Annotated in this window: 19 protein-coding genes; 11 read left to right on the top strand and 8 right to left on the bottom strand. The window is 73.3% G+C overall.

Annotated elements, in window-relative coordinates; genetic code table 11:
- Window positions 1-9: 9 nt before the first annotated feature.
- Both OO60_RS26730 and OO60_RS26725 read right to left on the bottom strand, forming a co-directional pair.
- Window positions 10-3,057 carry an ATP-binding protein gene (locus tag OO60_RS26730; protein ID WP_033262308.1) on the bottom strand — a complete coding sequence of 1,016 codons (3,048 nt, stop codon included), beginning with the start codon at window positions 3,055-3,057 and terminating at the stop codon, window positions 10-12.
- 86 nt (window positions 3,058-3,143) lie between these two features.
- Entirely contained in the window at window positions 3,144-4,271 is a 1,128-nt protein-coding gene (locus OO60_RS26725; RefSeq protein ID WP_033262343.1) for an epoxide hydrolase family protein, read from the bottom strand.
- 62 nt (window positions 4,272-4,333) lie between these two features.
- Here OO60_RS26725 and OO60_RS26720 point away from each other — a divergent pair, with 62 nt between their 5' ends.
- Window positions 4,334-5,302: a helix-turn-helix transcriptional regulator gene (locus OO60_RS26720; RefSeq protein ID WP_033262307.1), complete on the top strand. Its 969-nt coding sequence runs from the start codon at window positions 4,334-4,336 to the stop codon at window positions 5,300-5,302.
- Here OO60_RS26720 and OO60_RS26715 read toward each other — a convergent pair.
- Together OO60_RS26715 and OO60_RS26710 are read right to left on the bottom strand one after the other, a co-directional pair.
- On the bottom strand, window positions 5,271-5,750 hold the full coding sequence (locus tag OO60_RS26715; RefSeq protein WP_003085199.1) for an SRPBCC family protein: 480 nt from the start codon (window positions 5,748-5,750) through the stop codon (window positions 5,271-5,273). The two genes, OO60_RS26720 and OO60_RS26715, sit on opposite strands and share 32 nt — an antisense overlap.
- Before the next feature lies 1 nt (window position 5,751).
- Window positions 5,752-6,087 carry an ArsR/SmtB family transcription factor gene (locus OO60_RS26710; RefSeq protein ID WP_003085200.1) on the bottom strand — a complete coding sequence of 112 codons (336 nt, stop codon included), beginning with the start codon at window positions 6,085-6,087 and terminating at the stop codon, window positions 5,752-5,754.
- A gap of 88 nt (window positions 6,088-6,175) precedes the next feature.
- Here OO60_RS26710 and OO60_RS26705 point away from each other — a divergent pair, with 88 nt between their 5' ends.
- The 7 genes from OO60_RS26705 to OO60_RS26675 all read left to right on the top strand — a co-directional run bounded on the left by OO60_RS26705 (window position 6,176) and on the right by OO60_RS26675 (window position 13,314).
- The gene (locus OO60_RS26705; protein ID WP_003085201.1) at window positions 6,176-7,393 is read left to right on the top strand and encodes an ROK family transcriptional regulator; all 1,218 of its coding nucleotides are present in this window, start codon (window positions 6,176-6,178) and stop codon (window positions 7,391-7,393) included.
- Window positions 7,394-7,491: 98 nt separating this feature from the next.
- Window positions 7,492-8,511 carry an ABC transporter substrate-binding protein gene (locus OO60_RS26700; protein WP_003085202.1) on the top strand — a complete coding sequence of 340 codons (1,020 nt, stop codon included), beginning with the start codon at window positions 7,492-7,494 and terminating at the stop codon, window positions 8,509-8,511.
- Window positions 8,508-9,281 (top strand): ABC transporter ATP-binding protein, encoded by a 774-nt coding sequence (locus OO60_RS26695; RefSeq protein ID WP_003085204.1) that lies wholly within the window; start codon window positions 8,508-8,510, stop codon window positions 9,279-9,281. Before OO60_RS26700 ends, OO60_RS26695 begins: the two co-directional genes overlap by 4 nt.
- Window positions 9,278-10,120, top strand: coding sequence for an ABC transporter permease (locus OO60_RS26690; RefSeq protein WP_003085207.1), 843 nt, complete (start codon window positions 9,278-9,280; stop codon window positions 10,118-10,120). The genes OO60_RS26695 and OO60_RS26690 overlap by 4 nt, the downstream gene beginning before the upstream one ends.
- Window positions 10,117-11,430: an LLM class flavin-dependent oxidoreductase gene (locus tag OO60_RS26685; RefSeq protein ID WP_003085209.1), complete on the top strand. Its 1,314-nt coding sequence runs from the start codon at window positions 10,117-10,119 to the stop codon at window positions 11,428-11,430. Before OO60_RS26690 ends, OO60_RS26685 begins: the two co-directional genes overlap by 4 nt.
- Window positions 11,427-12,323 (top strand): TauD/TfdA dioxygenase family protein, encoded by an 897-nt coding sequence (locus OO60_RS26680; protein ID WP_003085211.1) that lies wholly within the window; start codon window positions 11,427-11,429, stop codon window positions 12,321-12,323. Before OO60_RS26685 ends, OO60_RS26680 begins: the two co-directional genes overlap by 4 nt.
- 52 nt (window positions 12,324-12,375) lie before the next feature.
- A complete protein-coding gene (locus OO60_RS26675; protein WP_003085213.1) occupies window positions 12,376-13,314 on the top strand; it encodes an alpha/beta hydrolase fold domain-containing protein in 939 nt (312 codons plus the stop codon).
- Here the strand turns inward: OO60_RS26675 and OO60_RS26670 are convergent.
- Window positions 13,265-14,452, bottom strand: coding sequence for an amidohydrolase (locus OO60_RS26670; RefSeq protein ID WP_033262306.1), 1,188 nt, complete (start codon window positions 14,450-14,452; stop codon window positions 13,265-13,267). The two genes, OO60_RS26675 and OO60_RS26670, sit on opposite strands and share 50 nt — an antisense overlap.
- 77 nt (window positions 14,453-14,529) lie before the next feature.
- Between OO60_RS26670 and OO60_RS26665 the strand changes: the two genes are divergently transcribed.
- Complete coding sequence (locus tag OO60_RS26665; RefSeq protein ID WP_033262305.1) at window positions 14,530-15,993, top strand: aminotransferase class I/II-fold pyridoxal phosphate-dependent enzyme; 1,464 nt, start codon at window positions 14,530-14,532, stop codon at window positions 15,991-15,993.
- Window positions 15,994-16,047: 54 nt separating this feature from the next.
- On the opposite strand, the gene OO60_RS26660 is transcribed toward OO60_RS26665, so the two are convergent.
- Window positions 16,048-16,527, bottom strand: coding sequence for a hemerythrin domain-containing protein (locus OO60_RS26660; protein ID WP_033262304.1), 480 nt, complete (start codon window positions 16,525-16,527; stop codon window positions 16,048-16,050).
- An 8-nt stretch (window positions 16,528-16,535) separates the two neighbouring features.
- Window positions 16,536-16,901 (bottom strand): hypothetical protein, encoded by a 366-nt coding sequence (locus OO60_RS26655; protein WP_033262303.1) that lies wholly within the window; start codon window positions 16,899-16,901, stop codon window positions 16,536-16,538.
- Window positions 16,902-16,998: 97 nt separating this feature from the next.
- Between OO60_RS26655 and OO60_RS26650 the strand changes: the two genes are divergently transcribed.
- A complete protein-coding gene (locus OO60_RS26650; RefSeq protein ID WP_033262302.1) occupies window positions 16,999-18,093 on the top strand; it encodes a carboxylate-amine ligase in 1,095 nt (364 codons plus the stop codon).
- Here OO60_RS26650 and OO60_RS26645 read toward each other — a convergent pair.
- Window positions 18,090-18,479: an STAS domain-containing protein gene (locus OO60_RS26645; RefSeq protein ID WP_033262301.1), complete on the bottom strand. Its 390-nt coding sequence runs from the start codon at window positions 18,477-18,479 to the stop codon at window positions 18,090-18,092. The genes OO60_RS26650 and OO60_RS26645 overlap by 4 nt on opposite strands.
- Window positions 18,480-18,592: 113 nt before the next feature.
- Between OO60_RS26645 and OO60_RS26640 the strand changes: the two genes are divergently transcribed.
- Complete coding sequence (locus OO60_RS26640) at window positions 18,593-19,726, top strand: carboxylate-amine ligase (RefSeq protein WP_033262300.1); 1,134 nt, start codon at window positions 18,593-18,595, stop codon at window positions 19,724-19,726.

The following is a 19,726-nucleotide window of genomic DNA, read 5'->3' as shown; positions in this document are numbered from 1 at the left end:
GCTGACCGCTCACGAACCGAGCGCGAACCGCCGCTGACCGGCCGCCTCGACGGCCTGCTCGGGCGGCGTTTCCCGGCCTAGGTCGAACGCTTCGGAAAAGGCCGCGGCGCCGATCCGCGCCCGGACGCCCTCGGCCACGCCGTCGACGTCGGCGTCTCCGGTGACGGGCGCGCCGCGCAGCCCGACGGCCACGCCGAGCAGGAACGCCGCCCGCTCGTCCTCCTCGCGGCCGGCGAGCACCCCGGCCAGCCCTTCGATCGCCTGCGCCGCGCCCGGCAGGTTCGTGTGCTCCATCGCCGTGGCGAGTGCCTCCTGGTGCAGGTCGGTCGCCTCGTCGAGCCTGCCCTCCGCGGCCGCGGTCCAGCCGAAGCCGGCGTGGAGGCGGATCCGGGTCTCGCCGCCGGTCACCGGGCCGCCGGCCAGGCCGAGCGCCGCGGAGTACCAGCGCCGGGCCGCCGCCAGGTCGCCCGCGCGCCGCGCGATCTCCCCCAGGCCGCCGCGGGCGCGGGCGAGCGTCAGCGGCGTTCCGGCCGCGCGGGCCTGCTCGGCGGCTGCTTCGTAGTCGGCCTTCGCGGCTTCGGCGTCGCCCTGCCGCAGGACGCCGTCGGCGCGGCGGCAGAGCAGGTCGGCCGCGTCCTCGGTGGCGCCGAGCTCGCCGGCCAGCCGCACGGACTCGTCCATCAGCGTGCGGAACCGGGCGTGGTCGCCGCGCCAGTCCGCGAACTCGGCGAGTTTCTCCAGCGCGCTCGCCTCGCCCCAGCGGTCGCCCAGGGCGCGGAAAGCGTCCAGTGCCGCCGAGAAGTGCTCTTCGGCTTCGGCGATCCGGCCGCCGTACTGCGCGCCGAGGCCGTCCCCGATCCGCGCGAAGGCGCGGGACCACGCGTCGGGACCGATCAGCGCGGCCAGCCGCTCGCCTTCCTTCGCCTTGGTGCGCGGGGAAAACGCCCACAGCAGGAAGAGGTACGGGTACCGCAGCGGCCCGTCGAGCCGCTGCAGGACCGGCTCGACCGCGACGTCGGTGGCCGACGCGTGGATCGCGCACAGGACGTACTCCTCGGCCAGCCCGGGCGGTGGCTCGGGACCGACGGCGGCGAGCACCGCGTCCGCGATCGGCGTCGCCTCGCTGCGCAGGCCCCGCAGCCACCAGTACCAGGACAGGGCCGCGATGAGCCGCAACGCGGTTTCCGGGGCTTCGGCGGCGCTCCAGCGCAGGGCCGCGTGCAGGTCGGCGTGCTCGGCGGTCAGCTCGGCCAGTGCCGTCAGCTGGTCCGCGCCACGCAGTCTCGGTTCGCTGGCCACGGCGAAGTCCAGGAAGTACTTCGCGTGCGCCGCGTGCCGGTCTTCGCCCTGTTCGGCGCAGAACGCGCGGATCGTCTCCAGCATCCGGTACCGGCCGCCGGTGAACTCGACGAAGGACTTCTCCACCAGCCCGGAGAGCACCGCGTCGGGGACTTCGCAGACCTGCTCGACGGCGGCCGGCCGCGCGCCGCCGGCGAACACCGCGAACCGGCTCGCCAGCAGCCGCTCGTCCGCGTCCAGGAGGTCCCAGCTCCACTCGACGACGCCGCGCAGGGTGCGGTGCCGGGGTTCGGCCGTCCGGTCGCCGCGCGAAAGCAGGCCGAAGCGGTCGCCGAGGCGGGCGGCGACGTCGGCCGCGGACAGGGACCGCAGGCGGGCGGCGGCCAGCTCGATGGCCAGCGGGAGGCCGTCGAGGGCGGCGCAGATCCGGGCCACCGCGCCGGGGTCGGGTGCCTCGCCGGGGGCCACGGCCGCGGCCCGGTCGGTGAACAGGCGCGCGGCGGCCTCGGCGGGCAGCGGGCCGACCGGTACCAGCGTCTCGCCGGTCAGGCCCAGTGCCTCCCGGCTGGTGGCCAGCACGCGCAGGCCGGCGCACTCCCCCAGCAGGCGCCGCACCAGCCGGGCGGCCGCGGCGACGACGTGTTCGCAGTTGTCGAGGACCAGCAGCAGCGGCCGGTCGGCGAGCGCGGCCGCCAGCCGGTCGGCCGGGTCGGCCGCCGCGCCCGGGGTCAGGACACCCTGTTCCCGCAGGCCCAGCGCGGCGAGGACCGCGCGCGGGACGTCGGTGGCCGTCGCGAGTTCGACGAAACAGACGGCTTCTCGGGGGTTCGGGTGGCGAAGCTCCCGGCTCGAGGCGAAGCCTTGGTTGTCACCGACCTCGGCCGCGGCTTCGACGGCGAGCCGGGTCTTGCCCGTGCCGCCCGGCCCGGTGAGCGTGACGAGCCGGGCGTCGCGCAGGGCCGTGGTGAGCCGGCCGAGCTCGGCGCGACCGACGAACCCGGTGAGCGGCACCGGCACCCGGCGCGCCAGGGCGGGGGTGGCCCGGAGGACGGCGGTGTGGGCGTCGGCGAGCTCGGGCGACGGGTCGGCGCCGAGTTCGCCGGCGAGGCGTTCGCGGATCTCGGCGAACACCGCGAGGGCTTCGGCGGACCGGCCGCTGCCGTGCAGGGCCCGCATCAGCTGGGCGGTGAGCCGTTCGCGCAGCGGGTGCTCGCGGGCGAGCTCCCGCAGCTCGGCGACGAGCCGGTCGTGGTGGCCGAGGGCGAGCCCGGCTTCGACGCGGTCCTCGGTCGCGGCCAGCCGCAGTTCCGCGAGCCGGGCCGCGCGCGGCGGGTCGGCGAGCCCGTCGAGCGCCGGCCCCCGCCACAGCGCGAGGGCTTCGGTGAACAGCTCGAGCTGCACCGCCGGATCGGCGGTCTCCCGCGCTTGCGCGGTGAGCCGTTCGAACCGGTGGACGTCGACGGCGGCGGGGTCGACGGCCAGCCGGTACCCGGCCGGGGTGAATTCGACGAGACCGTCGGGGGCGCCGCCGTCGCGCAGCCGCCGCCGGAGCCGCGAGACCTGGGACTGCAGGGCCTCGGCCGCACCCTCGGGCGGGTGCTCGCCGTGCAGGCCGTCGATGAGCCGTCCGGCGCTGACGACGCGCCCGGCGTCGAGCGCGAGCAGGGCGAGCAGCCCGCGCAGCTGCGGGCCGCCGAGGGCGACCGGGGTCCCGTCGGGACGGTGGGCTTCGACCGGCCCGAGGATGGCGAACTGCACACCGCCGATTCTGGCCCAGCACCCCCGGTCGTGAGTGGAAAAGCGCGTTAGAACTCGCCTTACCACTCACGACGGCCGCGGCAGGCTCACCGGCGCAGGGTGCGGAAGAACGTGCGGATGTCGGCCACCAGCAGCTCCGGCTCCTCCATCGCCGCGAAGTGGCCGCCGGCCGCGAAGTCCGACCAGTGCGCGATCTTCTCCTCGGGGTCCATGATCCGGCGGACCACCGGCGAGGTGTCGAACACCGCCCAGCCCGCCGGGACGTCCGAGGGCGCCAGCCAGCCGTGCGCCGAGTGGGCGGCCTCGTACAGGAACCGGGCCGCCGTCGCGCCGCTGCGGGTGAACCAGTACAGGCTCACGTTCGTCAGCAGCCGGTCGCGGCCGATGCCGCCCGCGCCGGTCCAGGCCTGGAACTTCTCCGCGATCCAGGCCAGCTGCCCGACCGGGGAGTCGGTGAGCGCGGCCGCGATCGTCTCGGGCGTGTGCGACTGGAGATCCAGGTAGCCGCGGCCCGCCTTCCACGCTTCGCGCGCCGCGTCCAGTTCGGACTGTTCGGCCTCGGACAGGCCCGCCGGCAGCGGCAGCTGCTCTCCGGCCAGCGCGATGGTGCCGCGGTCGCTGTTGACGTGCGTTCCGATGACGCGGTCCGGGTGCACCGCGGCGAGCCGTCCGGTGACGCCCGCGCCGATGTCGCCGCCCTGCGCGGCGAACCGCTCGTAGCCCAGCCGGGTCATCAGCTCGGCGAAGGCGTCCGTGGTGCGGGCCAGCTCCCAGCCGGGGCCGCTCAACGGCGTCGAGAACCCGAAGCCCGGCAACGACGGGACGACGACGTGGAACGCGTCCGGGCCCGGCTCGGTCAGCGGGCCGATGACGTCGAGGAATTCGGCGACCGAGCCCGGGTAGCCGTGGGTGAGCAGCAACGGCATCGCGTCGGCCTGCGCCGAGCGGACGTGCAGGAAGTGGATGACCTGGCCGTCGATCACGGTCGTGAACTGCGGAAACGCGTTGATCGCCGCCTCTTGGGCACGCCAGTCGTAGCCGTCGCGCCAGTACTCGGCCAGCGCGCGGACCTCGGCCGTGGGGATGCCGCGCGACCAGTCCGGCTCGTCGCCGGGCACGGGGCCGGCGAACCGGGCCGCGGCCAGGCGCCGGTGCAGGTCGTCCAGGTCGGCCTGCGGGACATCGATGCGGAAGGGGTGGATTTCGTTCGTCATGAACAGCACGGTAGGAGCCATTGCGGAAGACTTTCTTCCGCGATTCATGCGATGCTCGGACGGTGTTGCAGACCTCCGCCCGCCTGTTGCGGCTGCTGTCGCTGCTCGAAACGCGGCGTGACTGGACCGGCGCCGACCTGGCCGGCCGGCTCGGCGTCTCCGCGCGCACCGTCCGCAGCGACATCGGCAAGCTCCGGGAACTCGGCTACCCGGTCGAAGCCGCCCCCGGTGTCCAGGGTGGCTACCGGCTGGGCGCGGGCGCGCAGCTCCCGCCGCTGCTGCTGGACGACGACGAAGCCGTGGCCGTCGCGGTCGGGCTGCGGACGGCGGCGGGCGTGGCCGGCATCGGCGAGACGTCGGTGCGTGCCCTCGCCAAGCTGGAGCAGGTGCTGCCGTCGCGGCTGCGGCACCGGGTGCGGGCACTGCAGGCCGCGACGGTCGCGGTGCCCGGCGCCGGCCCGGCCGTCGACGCCGACGTGCTGACCGCCATCGCCGCGGCGATCCGGGCGAGCGAACGGCTGCGCTTCGACTACACCAGCCACGAGCGCACGCCGAGCCGCCGTGACGTCGAGCCGCACCGGCTGGTCAGCTGGGGACGGCGCTGGTACCTCGTCGCCTGGGACACCGCCCGGGACGACTGGCGCACCTTCCGCGTCGACCGGATGACGCCGAAGGTGCCGAACGGGCCGCGCTTCGCGCCGCGCGAGCCACCGGAAGGCGACGTCGTGCAGTTCGTCCAGCGCAGTGCGGGCGCGGCGACCTGGCGGTTTCACGCCCGGGTGCGGCTGCACGCGCCGGTGGAACACGTCCGGGCCCGGCTGCCGATCGCGGTCGGTGTGACGCCCGAGGGCCCGGACCGCTGCGTCGCCGAGGTCGGCTCCGACCACGCGCCGATGCTCGCGCTCCACCTCGGGCTGCTCGAAGTGGACTTCGAGGTGCTCGACGCGCCGGAACTCGCCGAGGCGCTGGCGAAGACGGGTGAGCGGTTCCTGCGGGCCGCTAACGCAGGGAGTCCGCCAGCTCCTGGATGAGCACCATCTGTTCGGCCACCCCGATCTCCATACCGGACTGCAGGATGGTGTCGCGCAGTTCCTTGCTGCCGGTCTCGGTCAGCAGCTCCAGGCGCGTGCGGTCGCCGTCGAGGGCGGTGAAGGTGACCGTGTTCAGCGGGCCGTCCACGGAATCGAGGTCCACACCCGGCATTTCGTACACCTCGGTGTAGACGAGCCGCTCGTCCGGCACGATCTCCCGGTACTCGCCGTGGAAGCCGACCTCGGCGCCGTCGTTGCTCTTCAGCACGTACCGCCAGCGGCCGCCGGGCCGCAGGTCCATCTCGACCTCGGTGGTGGTCCCGCGGTGGCCGCTCCACCAGCGCCGCACCAGCTCCGGCGTCGTCCACACGCGGTAGACCAGGTGTTTCGGCGCGTCGAACTCGCGCGTGATGAGGATCCGGTCGTCGGCCGGGGTGGTGATCTCCACGTCACTGCTCCTGTTCCTTGAGTTCTTCGAGGACCTCGTCCATCCGCGCGAACCGCTCCGACCACGTCCGTTCGTAGCGCTTGACCCAGTCGTGGATGGGCTTGAGCGCGGCGCCGTTGAGCCGGTAGAGCCGCTGGCGGCCGTCGCCGCGCACGTCCACCGCGCCCACCTCGCGCAGCACGCGCAGGTGCTTGGACACCTGCGGCTGGGCCAGGCCGAGCAGGTCGACGAGGTCGCCGACCGGCCGTTCGCCGTCCATGAGGACGTCGAGGATCTGCCGCCGCCGGGGTTCGGCGACCGCGTTGAAGGTGTCCGCCGTCGTCGCTGCTCGTGCCACGCGGCCATCATATGCCCATATGGGTATGCGTCAAGCCCGCATCCTGGGCACACTGGGCCCGCGCCGCTCCATCTGCGACGATCGGGCCATGACCAGCGGGGTCGGCAGTCCACAGAGGACGGACGCGCGCGGCGCCCGGCGCAGCGCCAGCGCGAGCGCCGTGCTGCGGGCGGTCCTCGACGGCGGACCGATCGCGCGCAGCACCATCGCGCGGCGGACCGGGCTGTCGGCCGCCGCCGTCACCGGGCACAGCGCCGAGCTGCTGCAGCGAGGACTGCTGTGCGAGCTTCCGGAAGCGGAGCCGCGCAAGAGCGTCGGACGGCCGCACGTGCCGGTCGACCTCGACACGAGCCGGCACGTCGCCGGCGCGCTGCACCTGGCCGTGCACCACGCCACCGTCGCGCTGCTCGACCTGCGCGGGAAAGTGCTGGTACAGCACGAAGAACCGCACGACGGGCTGGCCGCGGAAGACCTGCTCGCGCGGGCCGCCGAGATCTTCGACGACCTCCTGCTCGGGCACGCGCCGGACCGCGAGCCGCTCGGCCTCGGCGTCGCCACCGGCGGCTGGGTCGACCGGGAGTCCGGCACCGTCGTCGAACACCCGCTGCTCGGCTGGCGCAACGTGCCGGTCCGCGACCTGCTCGCCGGCAGCACCGGACTGGCGGTCGAGGTCGACGGGCACGCGCGGGCACTGGTGCACGCCGAACGGCTCTTCGGGCACCCGCGCGCCCGGGACAGCGTCGTGCAGCTGTTCACCGGCAACGTCGTCGACGCCGCCTTCGCCACCGGTACGGGAGTGCACCACGGGCCGCGTTCGGCCGCGGGCGCCGTCGCGCACCTGAGGGTCGACGGCAGCAGCGAGCCGTGCCGGTGCGGGCGCACCGGCTGCCTCGAGGCGGCCGTTTCGGAAGGAACGCTCGCGCGCAACGCCGCGGAAAACGGGATGATCGCGCGGCCGGACTTTCCGGAATTGCTCGCGCTCGCCGCCGGCGGCGATTCCGCGGCCGTCACGATGTTCCTCGACCGGGCGCGGCTGATCGGCCAGGCGGCGGCCCTTCTGCTCGACGTGCTGAACCCGGCCGTGCTCGTGGTGGTCGACCGGAGTATAGCCCGGGTCCCCGGCTGCCTTCCCACCATCCGGGACGAGGTCCGCGACCGGTCCCGCTGCCCCGATCCGGCGGAAACCGTTGTGGGCACGAGCTTCCCGGGCACCGAGCTTGCGACCGCCGGCGGCGCGGTGCTCCTGGACGTGCTCTACGAAGACCCGCTCGGTCCCCTGCTGACCGGGTTGCCGCGCGCTTCGTGAACCGGCGGAGTTATTTCACGAACTCGCAAAATTGACCGTCCGTCCGGGTGCTGCGAACAATTGCGGCATCCCCACCGACTCCCGGAACGGACGAAACCGTGAAGAAAACCCTGCCCCTGTTCGCCGCCGCCGCGATCCTGCTGGCCGGCTGCGCTTCGGCGACGGCCACCGGTGCGCCCGGCCAACCCGAGAAGCTGGAACTGCGCTACCAGGGCAGCGCGAACGCCGTCACCCTGCCCGAACTCGCCGAAGACCTGGGCTACTTCGGCCCGATCAAGCTGAAGTGGGTCGGCAACACGATCAGCGGCCCGCAGGACATCCAGTCCGCGGCCACCGACCAGACCGACTTCGGCGGCGCCTTCACCGGCGCGGTCGTCAAGCTCGTCGAGGCCGGGGCGCCGGTCAAGGCGGTCGTCAACTACTACGGCTCCGACGACAAGGCGTTCATCGGCTTCTACACCAAAGAGGACAGCCCGATCCGGACCGCCCGCGACCTGATCGGCAAGAAGGTCGGCGTCAACACCGCCGGCGCGAACCTCGAAGCGGCGCTCGACACGTGGCTGAAGGGGCAGGGCCTGGCCGACGACGAGATCAAGCAGGTCCAGCTCGTCGTGATCCCGCCGGTGAACGCCGAACAGGCGCTGCGCAACGGCCAGCTCGACGTCGCCGCGCTGCAGGGGATCCTGCAGGACCACGCCGTCGCGGCCGGGGGTGTCCGCCCGCTGTTCACCGACGTCGGCGCGTTCGGGCCCTACAACGGCGGCCCGTACGTGCTGCGCACCGACTTCATCAAGAAGTACCCGGAGACCGCGAAGGTCTTCGTCTCCGCCGTGGCCCGGGCGATCGAGTGGGAGCGCACCACCCCGCGCGAGGAGGTGATCGCACGCTTCACGAAGATCATCAAAGCCCGCGGCCGCAACGAAAGCACCGACACGCTGAAGTACTGGAAGAGCGTCGGCATCACCCGCGGCGGCCTCATCTCCGACGCCGACTACACCCGCTGGGAGCCGTGGCTGAAGCAGGAGGGCTACCTCGAGCACGACAAGATCGACACCGCCAAGCTCTACACCAACGAGTTCAACCCCTACCGCGACGGCGCGCCGGCGGTGACCAAGTGATCAGCATCCGCTCGGTGACCAAGACCTTCGGCGAACTCACGGCGCTCGACGACGTCTCCCTCGACATCGCCGACGGCACGTTCCTCTCGCTCGTCGGCCCCAGCGGCTCGGGCAAGTCGACGCTGCTGGACCTGCTGGGCGGGCTGACCACGCCGACGTCCGGCGAGGTGCGCATCGACGGCGAGCCGGTGCGCGGCCCGGGTCTCGACCGCGGAGTGGTGTTCCAGCAGTACGCGCTGTTCCCGTGGCGCACCGCCCGCGCCAACGTCGAGTTCGGCCTCGAAGGCGGCCCGCTCGGGAAGCGGCAGCGGGCCGAACGGGCCCGCGAATACCTCGCCCTGGTCGGGCTGTCCGGCTTCGAGGACCGGTACCCGCACGAGCTGTCCGGCGGGATGAAGCAGCGCGTCGCGATCGCCCGCAGCCTCGCCTACGACCCGGCCGTGCTGCTGATGGACGAGCCGTTCGCCGCACTCGACGCGCAGACCCGCGAGCAGCTGCAGGAGGAACTGCTGCGGATCTGGCGCCGCACCGGCAAAACCATCGTCTTCATCACCCACGGCATCGACGAGGCCGTCTACCTGGGCCAGCGGGTCGCGGTGCTGACGTCGCGGCCCGGGCGGCTCAAGGCCGTCGTCGACGTCGACCTCGGCGACCGCAGCGGCGACGTGCGCTCCGGGCCCGAGTTCGGGCGGCAGCGCCACCGGCTCTGGGAACTGCTGCACGACGAGGTCCGCAAGGCGGCCGAACACGAACGGAGCGCGGTCCGATGACCACCACCCTCGAAGCGCCGGCCGTCCACACCGGACTCACCGGCTCCCCGCCGAAGCCGCGCCGGTTCACCAGGCAGCTCACCCGGGCGGTGCACGCGTCCGCCGCGGTCGTGCTGTTCGTCCTGCTCTGGGAGCTGGTCCCCCGGTTCGTCCTCGACGAGAGCACGCGGACGTTCCTGCCGCCGCTGTCGGAAGATCTCCAGGCCCTGTGGGACCTGGCCCTCGACGGCGAGCTCGCCGACCACCTGCTCGCCAGCGTCGGGCGTTCGGCCGCCGGGTTCGCCGTGGCCGTCGCGGTGGCGGTGCCACTGGGGTTGCTGATCGGCTGGTACCGGCCGGTCGCGCGGTTCCTGCAGCCGCTGCTGGAACTGGCCCGCAACACCGCCGCGCTGGCGCTGCTGCCGGTGTTCACGCTGCTGCTGGGCATCGGCGAGCTGTCGAAGGTCAGCCTCGTGGTCTACGCCTGCGTGTGGCCGGTGCTGCTCAACACGATCGCCGGGGTCAACACGGTCGATCCGCTGCTGGTCAAGGCGGCCCGCTCGCTGGGGCTGTCGAGCCCGCGGCTGTTCCGGAAGGTGATCCTGCCCTCGGCCGTGCCGACGGTGTTCACCGGCATCCGGATGGCGGCGTCCTATTCGATCCTGGTGCTGGTCGCCGCGGAGATGGTCGGCGCGAAGGCCGGGCTCGGCTACCTGATCAACACGAGCCAGGTGAACTTCCGGATCCAGCAGATGTACGCCGGGATCATCGCGGTCTCGGTGCTCGGAGTGCTCGTCAACTCCGGCTTCGTCGTCCTCGAACGGCGGTTTTCCACCTGGCGTCCCAAGGAGAAGGCATGATGCACCTCAACGCGTTCGTGATGCCGAACGGCCACCACGAAGCCGCGTGGCGGCACCCGTCGACCGACCCGCACCGGGCCCGGACGCTGCAGCACTACGTCGACATCGCGCGGACCGCCGAGCGCGGCCGGCTCGACTCGATCTTCCTCGCCGACGGCGTCGCCCTGTGGGGCAATGTGAAGCACAACTCCCACAGCCACTTCGAGCCACTGACGCTGCTGTCCGCGCTCGCCGCCTCCACGGTCCACATCGGACTGATCGCGACGGCGTCCACGACCTACAACGAGCCCTACCACCTGGCGCGGAAGTTCGCCTCGCTCGACCACCTCTCCGGCGGGCGCGCGGGCTGGAACATCGTCACCTCGGCGGGCATCGACGAGGCCCGCAACTTCAACCTGGCCAGGCGCCCGTCGCACGACGCGCGGTACGACCGGGCCGAGGAGTTCGTCGAGGTCGTCAAGAAGCTGTGGGACAGCTGGGACGACGACGCGGCGGTCGTCGACCGGGCGAGCGGGGTCTACGCCGACACCGGCCGGATCCGGGCGATCGCGCACGACGGGCCGCACTTCCAGGTCCGCGGGCCGCTCAACATCGAACGGCCGGTGCAGGGCCACCCGCTGCTCGTGCAGGCCGGGTCGTCGGAGACCGGCAAGGAGTACGCGGCCCGCCACGCCGAAGCCGTGTTCACCGCGCAGCAGACCTTCGCCGAGGGCAAGGCGTTCTACGACGACGTCAAGGGACGGCTCGCGAAGTACGGCCGGACACCGGACGAAATCAAGATCCTGCCCGGCATCTCCCCCATCCTCGGCCGCACCGAAGCCGAGGCGCGCGAACGCGAGGCCGAGCTGAACGCGCTGATCACCCCGGACTACGGGCTGCAGCAGCTGTCGAAGATGCTCGACCACGACGTCACCGGCTATCCCCTGGACGGCCCGCTGCCGGAAGTCGGCACCTTCACCGAAGGCGGCCAGAGCCGGTTCGACCTGGTCGTCGGCCTGGCCCGGCGCGAAGACCTGACCATCCGGCAGCTCCTCGAGCGGCTGGCCGGCGGGCGCGGGCACCGCGTCTTCGCCGGGACGCCGGTCCAGGTCGCCGACGAGCTGGAGGCCTGGTTCCGCGGCGGCGCCGCCGACGGCTTCAACGTCATGCCGCCCACCCTGCCCGGCGGGCTCGACGACTTCGTCGACCTCGTCGTCCCGGAGCTGCAGCGGCGCGGCCTGTTCCGCACCGAGTACTCCGGCAGCACCCTGCGCGAGCACTACGGCCTCGCGCGGCCCGTCAACCGCAACCGAGTGAAGGAGCCCGCATGACCACCATCGGCACCGACGTCCGCAAGCTGACCGGGAGGATCGGCGCCGAGATCGTCGGCTTCGACCCGTCCGGTGACCTCGACGCCGCGCAGGTGGCGTTCCTGACCGATGCCCTGCACGAGCACAAGGCCCTGGTGTTCCGGAACGTCCGGCTCGACGACGAGGGCCAGCAGCGGTTCGCGGCGCACTTCGGCGAGCTCACCAAGGCCCACCCGACGGTGCCCGCCGTCGAGGGCGCGCCGACGATCCTGCCCGTGGACAGCGAGCGGGGCCGCGCCAACCACTGGCACACCGACGTCACCTTCGTCCTCAACCCGCCGAAGGCCAGCACGCTGCGCAGCCTGGTCGTGCCGCCCTACGGCGGCGAGACGCTGATCGCGAACGCCGCCGCGGCCTACCGGGACCTGCCGGAACCGCTGCGGGCCTTCGCCGGCACGCTGCGGGCGGTGCACACCAACGACTACGACTACGTCCAGCCGCCGGAGACGGTGGACGAGCAGGAGCGCGAGCGCCGGGCGCAGTTCGTCTCGCGGAAGTACCGGACCGTCCACCCGGTGGTGCGGGTGCACCCGGTGACCGGCGAGCGCGGCCTGTTCATCGGCGGGTTCGCCCAGCGGATCGAAGGGCTTTCGGTGACCGAGTCGCGGGACCTGCTGCGGCTGCTGCAGTCCTACGTCACGCGGCCGGAGAACATCGTGCGGGTGGCGTGGGAGCCGGACCAGCTGGTGCTGTTCGACAACCGGATCACCCAGCACTACGCGATCGACAACTACGACGGCCTGCCGCGGCGGCTCAACCGCGTCACGGTGGCCGGCGACGTCCCGGCCGGCATCGACGGGCGGCCGAGCGAGTCGCTGGAAGGTGACGCGTCGCACTACACCTCCGTGGCTTAGTTAGCCCCGTCCGCGCCCGGGTAACCGGGTGCGGACGGGAAGGAGTGCGAACGTGGTCAGTGTGCAGGCGAAGCTCCGGATGGCGGCGCTGCGGGCGTCGGGCCAGAAACGGTTCTACGACAACGCCTCGGCGTTGCACCACCGGCTGCCGCGGCACCAGAAGCCGTCGATGGCCCGGCCGCCGCGGAAGATCCGGCGGCGGGTCGACGTCGGACAGCACGAGGTCAACGGCTTCCCCTGCTTCACCTTCCGGCCGCGCACCGAGCCGGCGAGCGACCTGCACGTCCTGCACCTGCACGGTGGCGGGTACGTCGAGCAGGTGGAGAAGCACCACTGGACGTACGCGGCCGACCTGGTCGCACGGCTCGGCTGCGCGGTGACGCTGCCGGTGTACCCGCTGGTGCCGCACCACGACCACACGGCGACGATCCCGATGGTGCAGGCGGCCCACGACGGGATCGAGGCCGAGCGGGTCGTGGTTTCCGGCGACTCGGCGGGCGGCGCGCTGGCCCTGGCGATCGCCCAGAACCTGCGCGCGGCCGGGCGGCCGCAGCCCGAACGGCTGATCCTGTACTCGCCGTGGCTCGACGTCCTGCTCGAAGATCCCGTCTCGGAGCTGCTCGACGAGACCGACCCCATGCTCGGCATCGCCGGGCTGCGCGAGGCGGGCCGGATGTACGCCGAGGGCACCGATCCCCGTGACCCGCTGGTCAGCCCGATCCACGCCGACCCGGCCGGGCTCGCCCCGATCACGCTGTTCATCGGCACCCGGGACGTCCTGCTGCCGGACTGCCGCCGGTTCCGCGCGCGGGCGCGCGACGCCGGGACCGAGGTCGACTACCGCGAATACCCCGGCATGTTCCACAACTGGCTGATGCAGGCGATCCCGGAGGGCGTGGAGGCGATGAACCACGTGGAGCGGCTCCTGCGGCGGCGCCCGGTCACCACCCCGTCCGCGCCAGGTCGCGGAAGCAGTCCCACGCCCGGCTGACCAGCGCCGGGTGCGTCCGCAGGTCGATCGCCGTCCGGGCCAGCGCCGCCGCCGACGCCAGCATCGCCGCCCGCCCCCGCGGGCTCGCCGCCGCTTCGGCGAACTCCGGCGTGTGGTCCGAGTACTCCTCCGCCGCGATCGCCACGAACGGGTGGATCGCCGGGACGCGGACGCTGACGTCACCGATGTCCGACGATCCCAGGTAGACGCCGGGTGCCGGCGGGGTCGCGTGGATCCCGCACGCCGCCAGGTGCTCGGTGAACCGCTCGGACAGCACCGGGTTGTCGCGGAAGTGCGAATAGCCGCGGCCGAGGCGTTCGACCTCGGCCTTCGCGCCGGTTGCCAGCGCCGCGCCCTCCGCACACGTCGTCACGGCTTCGACCAGGCGGTCCAGCGCGTCCGTCGTCAGCGCCCGCAGGCCGAAGCGGCCCTCGGCGCGGTCCGGGACGATGTTCGTCGCCTCGCCGCCGTGGGTGATGATCCCCTGGACGTGCGAACCCGGCGGCAGCCGCTGGCGCAGCGCCGAAACCGCGCCGAACACCTGGATCAGCGCGGCGAGCGCGTCGATGCCCGCCTCCGGGTCGCCGGTCGGGTGGGCCGCGCGGCCGTGGAAGGTCACCTTGAGCTCCACCTGCGCGGTCAGCGGCGCCCACGACCACGAGTGGACGCCGGGGTGGATCATCAGGGCCGCGTCGACGTCGTCGAAGACCCCCGCCTCGGCCAGCGCGACCTTGCCGCCGCCGCGTTCCTCGGCCGGCGTGCCCACGGCGAGCAGCGACCCCGGGGTGTCCCCCAGCACCTCCTTGGCGGCCAGCGCGGCGCCGAGCCCGGCCGCGGCGATCAGGTTGTGCCCGCACGCGTGCCCGAGCCCGGGGAGGGCGTCGTACTCCAGCAGCAGCGCGACGCACGGCCGCCCTTCGCCGGCCCGGGCGGCGAACGCCGTGGGGAGCCCGGCGACCCCCGTCTCGACCTCGAAGCCGTCCGCGGCCAGCTCGCGCGTGAGCCGGTCCGCGGCGGCGTGCTCCTCATAGGACAGTTCCGGCTGCTCGTGCAGCGCGGTGGCGACGGCCCACAGCCGCTCGTCCAGGTGCTCGATCCGCTCGTCGGCCCGCTCGTGCAGCTCCTCGTGCCACTCCATGCCCTCCGGAATACCCCAACCGCACAGGGTCACGCCACCGGGGTTTCGCGCGGGCCGCCTCCGGCTACTCCGGCGGAATGGACCACAGCAAGGCACCGGTGCTCGAGGCGCTGCGCGACTACCACAGCGCCGGCTACGTCCCGTTCAACGCGCCCGGCCACAAGCAGGGCCGCGGCGTCGACCCGCGGGTGCTGGCGGTCGTCGGCGCCGAGGTGTTCAGGTCCGACGTCATCGCGCTCAACGGCCTGGACGACCGGCTGATGCACCAGGGCGTGCTGGCCAAGGCCCAGGAGCTGATGGCCGACGCGGTCGGCGCCGAGCACACGTTCTTTTCGACGTGCGGCAGTTCCCTGTCGGTGAAGAGCGCCATGCTCGCCGTCGCCGGCCCGCACGAAAAGCTGCTGGTCCCCCGGCACGTCCACAAGTCGGTGATCTCCGGCCTGATCGTCAGCGGGGTCCGGCCGGTGTGGGTGCACCCGCACTGGGACGCCGAGCGGCACCTGAGCCACCCGCCGGGCGTGCGGGAGTTCGCCGAGGCGTACGAACGGGACCCCGAAGTCAAGGGCGCGCTGGTCGTGACGCCCACGGACTACGGGACGTGCGGCGACCTGAGCGCCATCGCCGGGTGGTGCCACGAACGCGGGCTGCCGCTGATCGTCGACGAGGCGTGGGGTGCGCACCTGCCGTTCCACGACGGCCTGCCGCCGTGGGGGATGGACGCGGGCGCCGACGTGTGCGTCACGAGCGTGCACAAGATGGGCGCCGCGGTCGAGCAGAGCTCGGTGTTCCACCTCCAGGGCGACCGCGTCGACCCGAAGGTGCTGAAGGCGCGGGAGGACCTGCTCGGCACGACCAGTGCCAGCTCGCTGGTCTACGCGGCCCTCGACGGCTGGCGGCGGCAGATGGCCGAACAGGGCAAGGAACTCCTCGACGGTGCGCTGGCGCTCGTGGAGTCGGTGCGCGGCCGGCTGGCCGGCCTCGGCGTGACGGTGATGTACGACGAATTCCTCGGCCCGGACCTCGCCCAGTCCGCCGACCCGCTGAAGGTCGTGCTCGACCTCGTGCCGCTGGGCATCAGCGGGTACCAGGCGGCCGACTGGCTGCGCGAGCACCAGCGCGTCACCGTCGGTCTGTCCGACCACCGCCGGATCGTCGCCCAGTTCACCCACGCCGACGACGAGAACACGGCCGGCACGCTGATCGGCGCGATCGACGAGCTGGTGAAGGCGGCACCCTCGTTCGAGAAGCCGCCGGAGGTGGACCTGCCGTCGCCGCGGGAACTGGAACTGGAGACGGCGATGCTGCCGCGGGACGCGTTCTTCGGCCCGGCCGAACAGGTGCCCGCGGCGGAGGCCGTGGGCCGGATCGCGGCCGAGATGATCACGCCGTACCCGCCCGGGGCACCCGGGGTGCTGCCCGGCGAGGTGATCACCAGGCCCGTCGTCGACTACCTGCGCAGCGGGCTGGACGCGGGCATGCTCCTGCCGGACCCCGCGGACTCCCGGCTCGAGTCGATCCGCGTCGTCGCGAACCGGTCGTGAGTGGTAAGGCGGGTTCTAACCCGCCTTACCACTCACGACACGGGCGCGCGCGGGTCAGGCTTTGGCGCTCTTGAGTTCCAGGGGGTTCTTGGGCGCCTTCGGGCGGGCGTCGATCATCCGCTGCCCCAGTTCCTGCAGCTGCTTGCGGCCCATCGCCGAGCGGACCTCGGGGAACCACTCGTCCTCTTCCTCTTCGACGTGGTGGCGGACGTTCTCGGTGAGGACCGTGACCTTCGCGTCGAAGGTCTCCTCCTTCGGGTCCATCCCGAGCAGCTCCGACAGCATCCACACGACGACGTGGTGCTCCTCCACGCTTTCCAGGACGTGGTCCTTCGTCTCCGGCACGGCTTCCCGCGCGGCCGGGTAGAAGATCTCTTCCTCGATGTAGGCGTGGACGGTCAGCTCCTCGATGATGGAGTCGGCGATCCGGCGCTTCTCGTCGTACGCGTCCTCCCCCGCCTTTTCGAACTGTTTGAACAGCTTCTCCACGGTCTTGTGGTCGTTCTTGAGCAGCACGATCGCGTCGGTCGACATCGGTGTCCTCACGGTGTGGCCAGGTCCCGCAGGGCGACCTGGGAGTTCTCCAGTTCCTTGGTCATCAGCAGCGCCACGGTCCTGGCGTGCGCCAGCGCCCGGCCGACCTCCCCCACCGAAGCCCAGGTCGCGGCGACCGCGTCGGCGCCGGGGCAGACGACCCGGCCGGCCAGCAGGCCGTCCTCCAGCCGTCCCTGCAGGGCGGGCAGCAGCTGGGTCAGGTCGTCGGCCAGCAGCCGCAGCGCACCGAGCACCCGGTACATCTCGGCCGGGGAGTCGAGTTCGCCCTCGCCCACGCAGCGGGACAGCCGGCGAACGGTGGCACCCGCGTCGGCGGCCAGCAGCGATGGCGAAGAGGCGGCGCTCGGGTTCATGAGCGGCGGGATACCCGTTCTCCGCCGGGGAAAACGCCGTTTGCCGGATTTCCCGTCCGGGTACCCCGCGGTTCCCCGACCCCCCAGGAGAACACCGGTGAACGAACCGATCGGCGACGTGCTGACGTTCGGCGTCGAAGAGGAGTACTTCGTCGTCGACCGCCGTGGTCACCTGTCCCAGGCCGGCGACGACGTCGTGGACGCGGCCGAAGCGGCCGGTGACGACCAGGGCGAGCTGCAGCACGAACTCACGCGGTCACAGGCCGAGGCGGCCACCGACGTGTGCCGGACCCACGGCGAGGCCCTGCGCCAGCTGCGCGGGCTGCGCGGCGAGCTGGCGAAGGCGGCGCGCCGGCGCGGGTACCGGCTGCTGCCCGCCGCGTCCCCGCTGCTGTCCGAGGAGAGCCCGCCCGTCATCACGCCGAACCCGCGCTACGAGCGGATGGCCGAGCACTTCGGGGCCACCGCACGGACTTCGCTGACGTGCGGCTGCCACGTGCACGTCGCGATCCCGGACAAGGAGACCGGCGTCCACGTGCTCGACCACGTCCGGCCGTGGCTGCCCGCGCTGCTCACCGTGACCGCGAACTCGGCGATCTCCGACGGCTACGACACCGGCTACTGCAGCTGGCGCTACCAGCAGTGGAGCCGGTGGCCGTCGGCCGGGCCGCCGCCGCACTTCGCGTCGCTGGACGAGTACGAAAGCATCGTCGACGCGTGGCTGCGCGCGGGCTCGATCCTCGACCGCGGGATGATCTACTGGGACGTCCGGCTCTCGGACAAGCAGCCGACGCTGGAATTCCGCATCGCCGACGTCGCCGCCACCCCGGACGACGCGGTGCTGCTGGCGGTGCTGGCCCGCGGGCTGGTCGCCACCGCGCTGGCCGGCGACGCGCCCCGGCCGCACCTGCCGAACGAAGTGCTGCGCGCCCAGCTCTGGCGGGCGTCACGCGAAGGGGTGACCGGCTGCTGCCCGCACCCGAAGACCGGCGACCTGGAGCCGGCGAAGGTGGTCCTCGACGCTCTGATCGAGCTGACCGCGCCCGCGCTGGAAGCGGCAGGCGACCTCGACTTCGCGCGGGAAGGAACGGCCCGGCTGGCCGCCGAGGGCGGCGGCGCCGACCGGCAGCGGCGCCGGTTCGCCGAGCGCCACCGCGGCGAGGACGTCGTCGACCTGCTCGCCGGGGACTAGCGCCCCTGGAGGCGGTCGAGCAGGTCGAGGGCGCGGACCGCGGCCCGCGAGCCACCCGCGTCCACGACGAGGTGGACGCCCGCAGCTTCGGCGTGCCGCTCGGCCCGCAGCAGCACGCGGATGCCGGCGGCACCGAGGAACCCGACCTGCCCGAGGTCGACCCGCAGGACGCCGGGGCGGGCGCGGACGTGTTCGTCCAGCACGGCCGCGAGCCGCGCCACCGTGCAGAGATCCACCTCGCCGGTGACCTCCACGACGACCGCGTCGGCGCTCTTCCAGCGGATCCGGCTGCCCGGGTCGGCTTCGGACGGGGCGCGGGGCGAAGGCAGGCGGTGTGCCGCCGGGGCGTCCGCCCCGATCGGCCACGGCCAGTGGTGCGTTGTCATCTCGGCCAAGTACCCGCGGCGGGCGAGCAGCGAAACAAGCCCCGGGTCCCCGCCGCATTTCCGTGGCCGGAGCGGGTATCCCCGGCCAACGCCCGTCCGGAAGGAGCCCGCCCATGCCCGACGGCCCGCCCACGATGGGTGTCGAAGAGGAGTTCCTCCTCGTGAACCCGCGCACCGGGCACGCCTCGCCGTGCGCGGAACCGGTGCTGGCCCGCCACCGCCACCACGGCCCGTTGCCCGAAGGGGTGAAGATCCACCGCGAACTACGGCTCACCCAGCTCGAAGCCGCCAGCGGCGTCTGCACCACCGCGGACGAGCTGCGCCACCAGCTGACCGCGGCCCGGCGGGTGCTGGCCGGGGCCGCGGCGGCGGAGGACTGCGCGCTGCTGGCCACCGGCACGCCGGTCGGGCCGGGCCCGGCCGGGCCGCCGCCCGCGAGCACCGGCCGCTACGCCGAAATCGACGCCGTCTACGGCGCGGTCGTCGCCGACTACGAAGCCTGCGGGTGCCACGTCCACGTCGGGGTGCCCGACCCCGACACGGCGGTCGCCGTCGTCAACCACCTGGGCCGCTGGCTGCCCACGCTGCTCGCGCTGTCCGCCAACGCGCCGTTCGACCAGGGCCGCGACACCGGGTACCACAGCTGGCGGATGGTCCTGCAGTCCCGCTTCCCCGGTTCCGGCGTCCCGCCGCACCTGCGCGGGCACGCCGAGTACCGCCGCGCCGTCGAGACGCTGGTGGACTGCGGCGCGCTGGTCGACGCGGACCAGTCGTTCTGGCTGGCCCGCCCGTCCGGCCGGTTCCCGACGGTCGAGTTCCGGGTGGCCGACACCGCGCTGACCGTCGACCACGCGGTGCTGCAGGCCCTGCTGAGCCGGGCCCTGGTGCGGCGGGCGCTGGCCGACCTGGCCGAAGGCCGGGAAGCCGCGCCGCTGTCCCCGCAGGTGGCCGCGGCGGCGGTCTGGACGGCGGCGCGCCACGGCCTCGGCGGGGAGCTCGTCGACGCCGCCGAGGAGACGCGGCGTCCCGCGTGGACGCTGGTCGAAGCCCTGCTGGCGCACGTCCGGACGCCGCTCGAGGAGAGCGGCGACCTGGCCGAGGTCGAAGAGCTCGTCGGCGCGCTGCACACCGGGGGCACCGGGTCCGTGCAGCAGCGTGCGGCGGCCGTCGACGGGACGGCGGCCGCGGTGCGGTGGCTCACCGCGGCCACCGTGCCGGTGGAGCATGGAACGCTGCTCACGGGGTAG

Origin of the sequence: Amycolatopsis vancoresmycina (genome assembly GCF_000716785.1) — a bacterium.
GTDB classification, from domain to species: Bacteria; Actinomycetota; Actinomycetes; order Mycobacteriales; family Pseudonocardiaceae; genus Amycolatopsis; species Amycolatopsis vancoresmycina.
This window is presented reverse-complemented; position numbering and strand designations above follow the sequence as displayed.

Coding starts and splice junctions, on each gene's coding strand:
- OO60_RS26725 (WP_033262343.1), bottom strand. CDS start 4,271: ATGACGAACGAAATCCACCCCTTCCGCATCGATGTCCCGCAGGCCGAC.
- OO60_RS26705 (WP_003085201.1), top strand. CDS start 6,176: ATGACCAGCGGGGTCGGCAGTCCACAGAGGACGGACGCGCGCGGCGCC.
- OO60_RS26690 (WP_003085207.1), top strand. CDS start 9,278: ATGACCACCACCCTCGAAGCGCCGGCCGTCCACACCGGACTCACCGGC.
- OO60_RS26685 (WP_003085209.1), top strand. CDS start 10,117: ATGATGCACCTCAACGCGTTCGTGATGCCGAACGGCCACCACGAAGCC.
- OO60_RS26680 (WP_003085211.1), top strand. CDS start 11,427: ATGACCACCATCGGCACCGACGTCCGCAAGCTGACCGGGAGGATCGGC.
- OO60_RS26670 (WP_033262306.1), bottom strand. CDS start 14,452: ATGGAGTGGCACGAGGAGCTGCACGAGCGGGCCGACGAGCGGATCGAG.
- OO60_RS26665 (WP_033262305.1), top strand. CDS start 14,530: ATGGACCACAGCAAGGCACCGGTGCTCGAGGCGCTGCGCGACTACCAC.
- OO60_RS26660 (WP_033262304.1), bottom strand. CDS start 16,527: ATGTCGACCGACGCGATCGTGCTGCTCAAGAACGACCACAAGACCGTG.
- OO60_RS26655 (WP_033262303.1), bottom strand. CDS start 16,901: ATGAACCCGAGCGCCGCCTCTTCGCCATCGCTGCTGGCCGCCGACGCG.
- OO60_RS26645 (WP_033262301.1), bottom strand. CDS start 18,479: ATGACAACGCACCACTGGCCGTGGCCGATCGGGGCGGACGCCCCGGCG.
- OO60_RS26640 (WP_033262300.1), top strand. CDS start 18,593: ATGCCCGACGGCCCGCCCACGATGGGTGTCGAAGAGGAGTTCCTCCTC.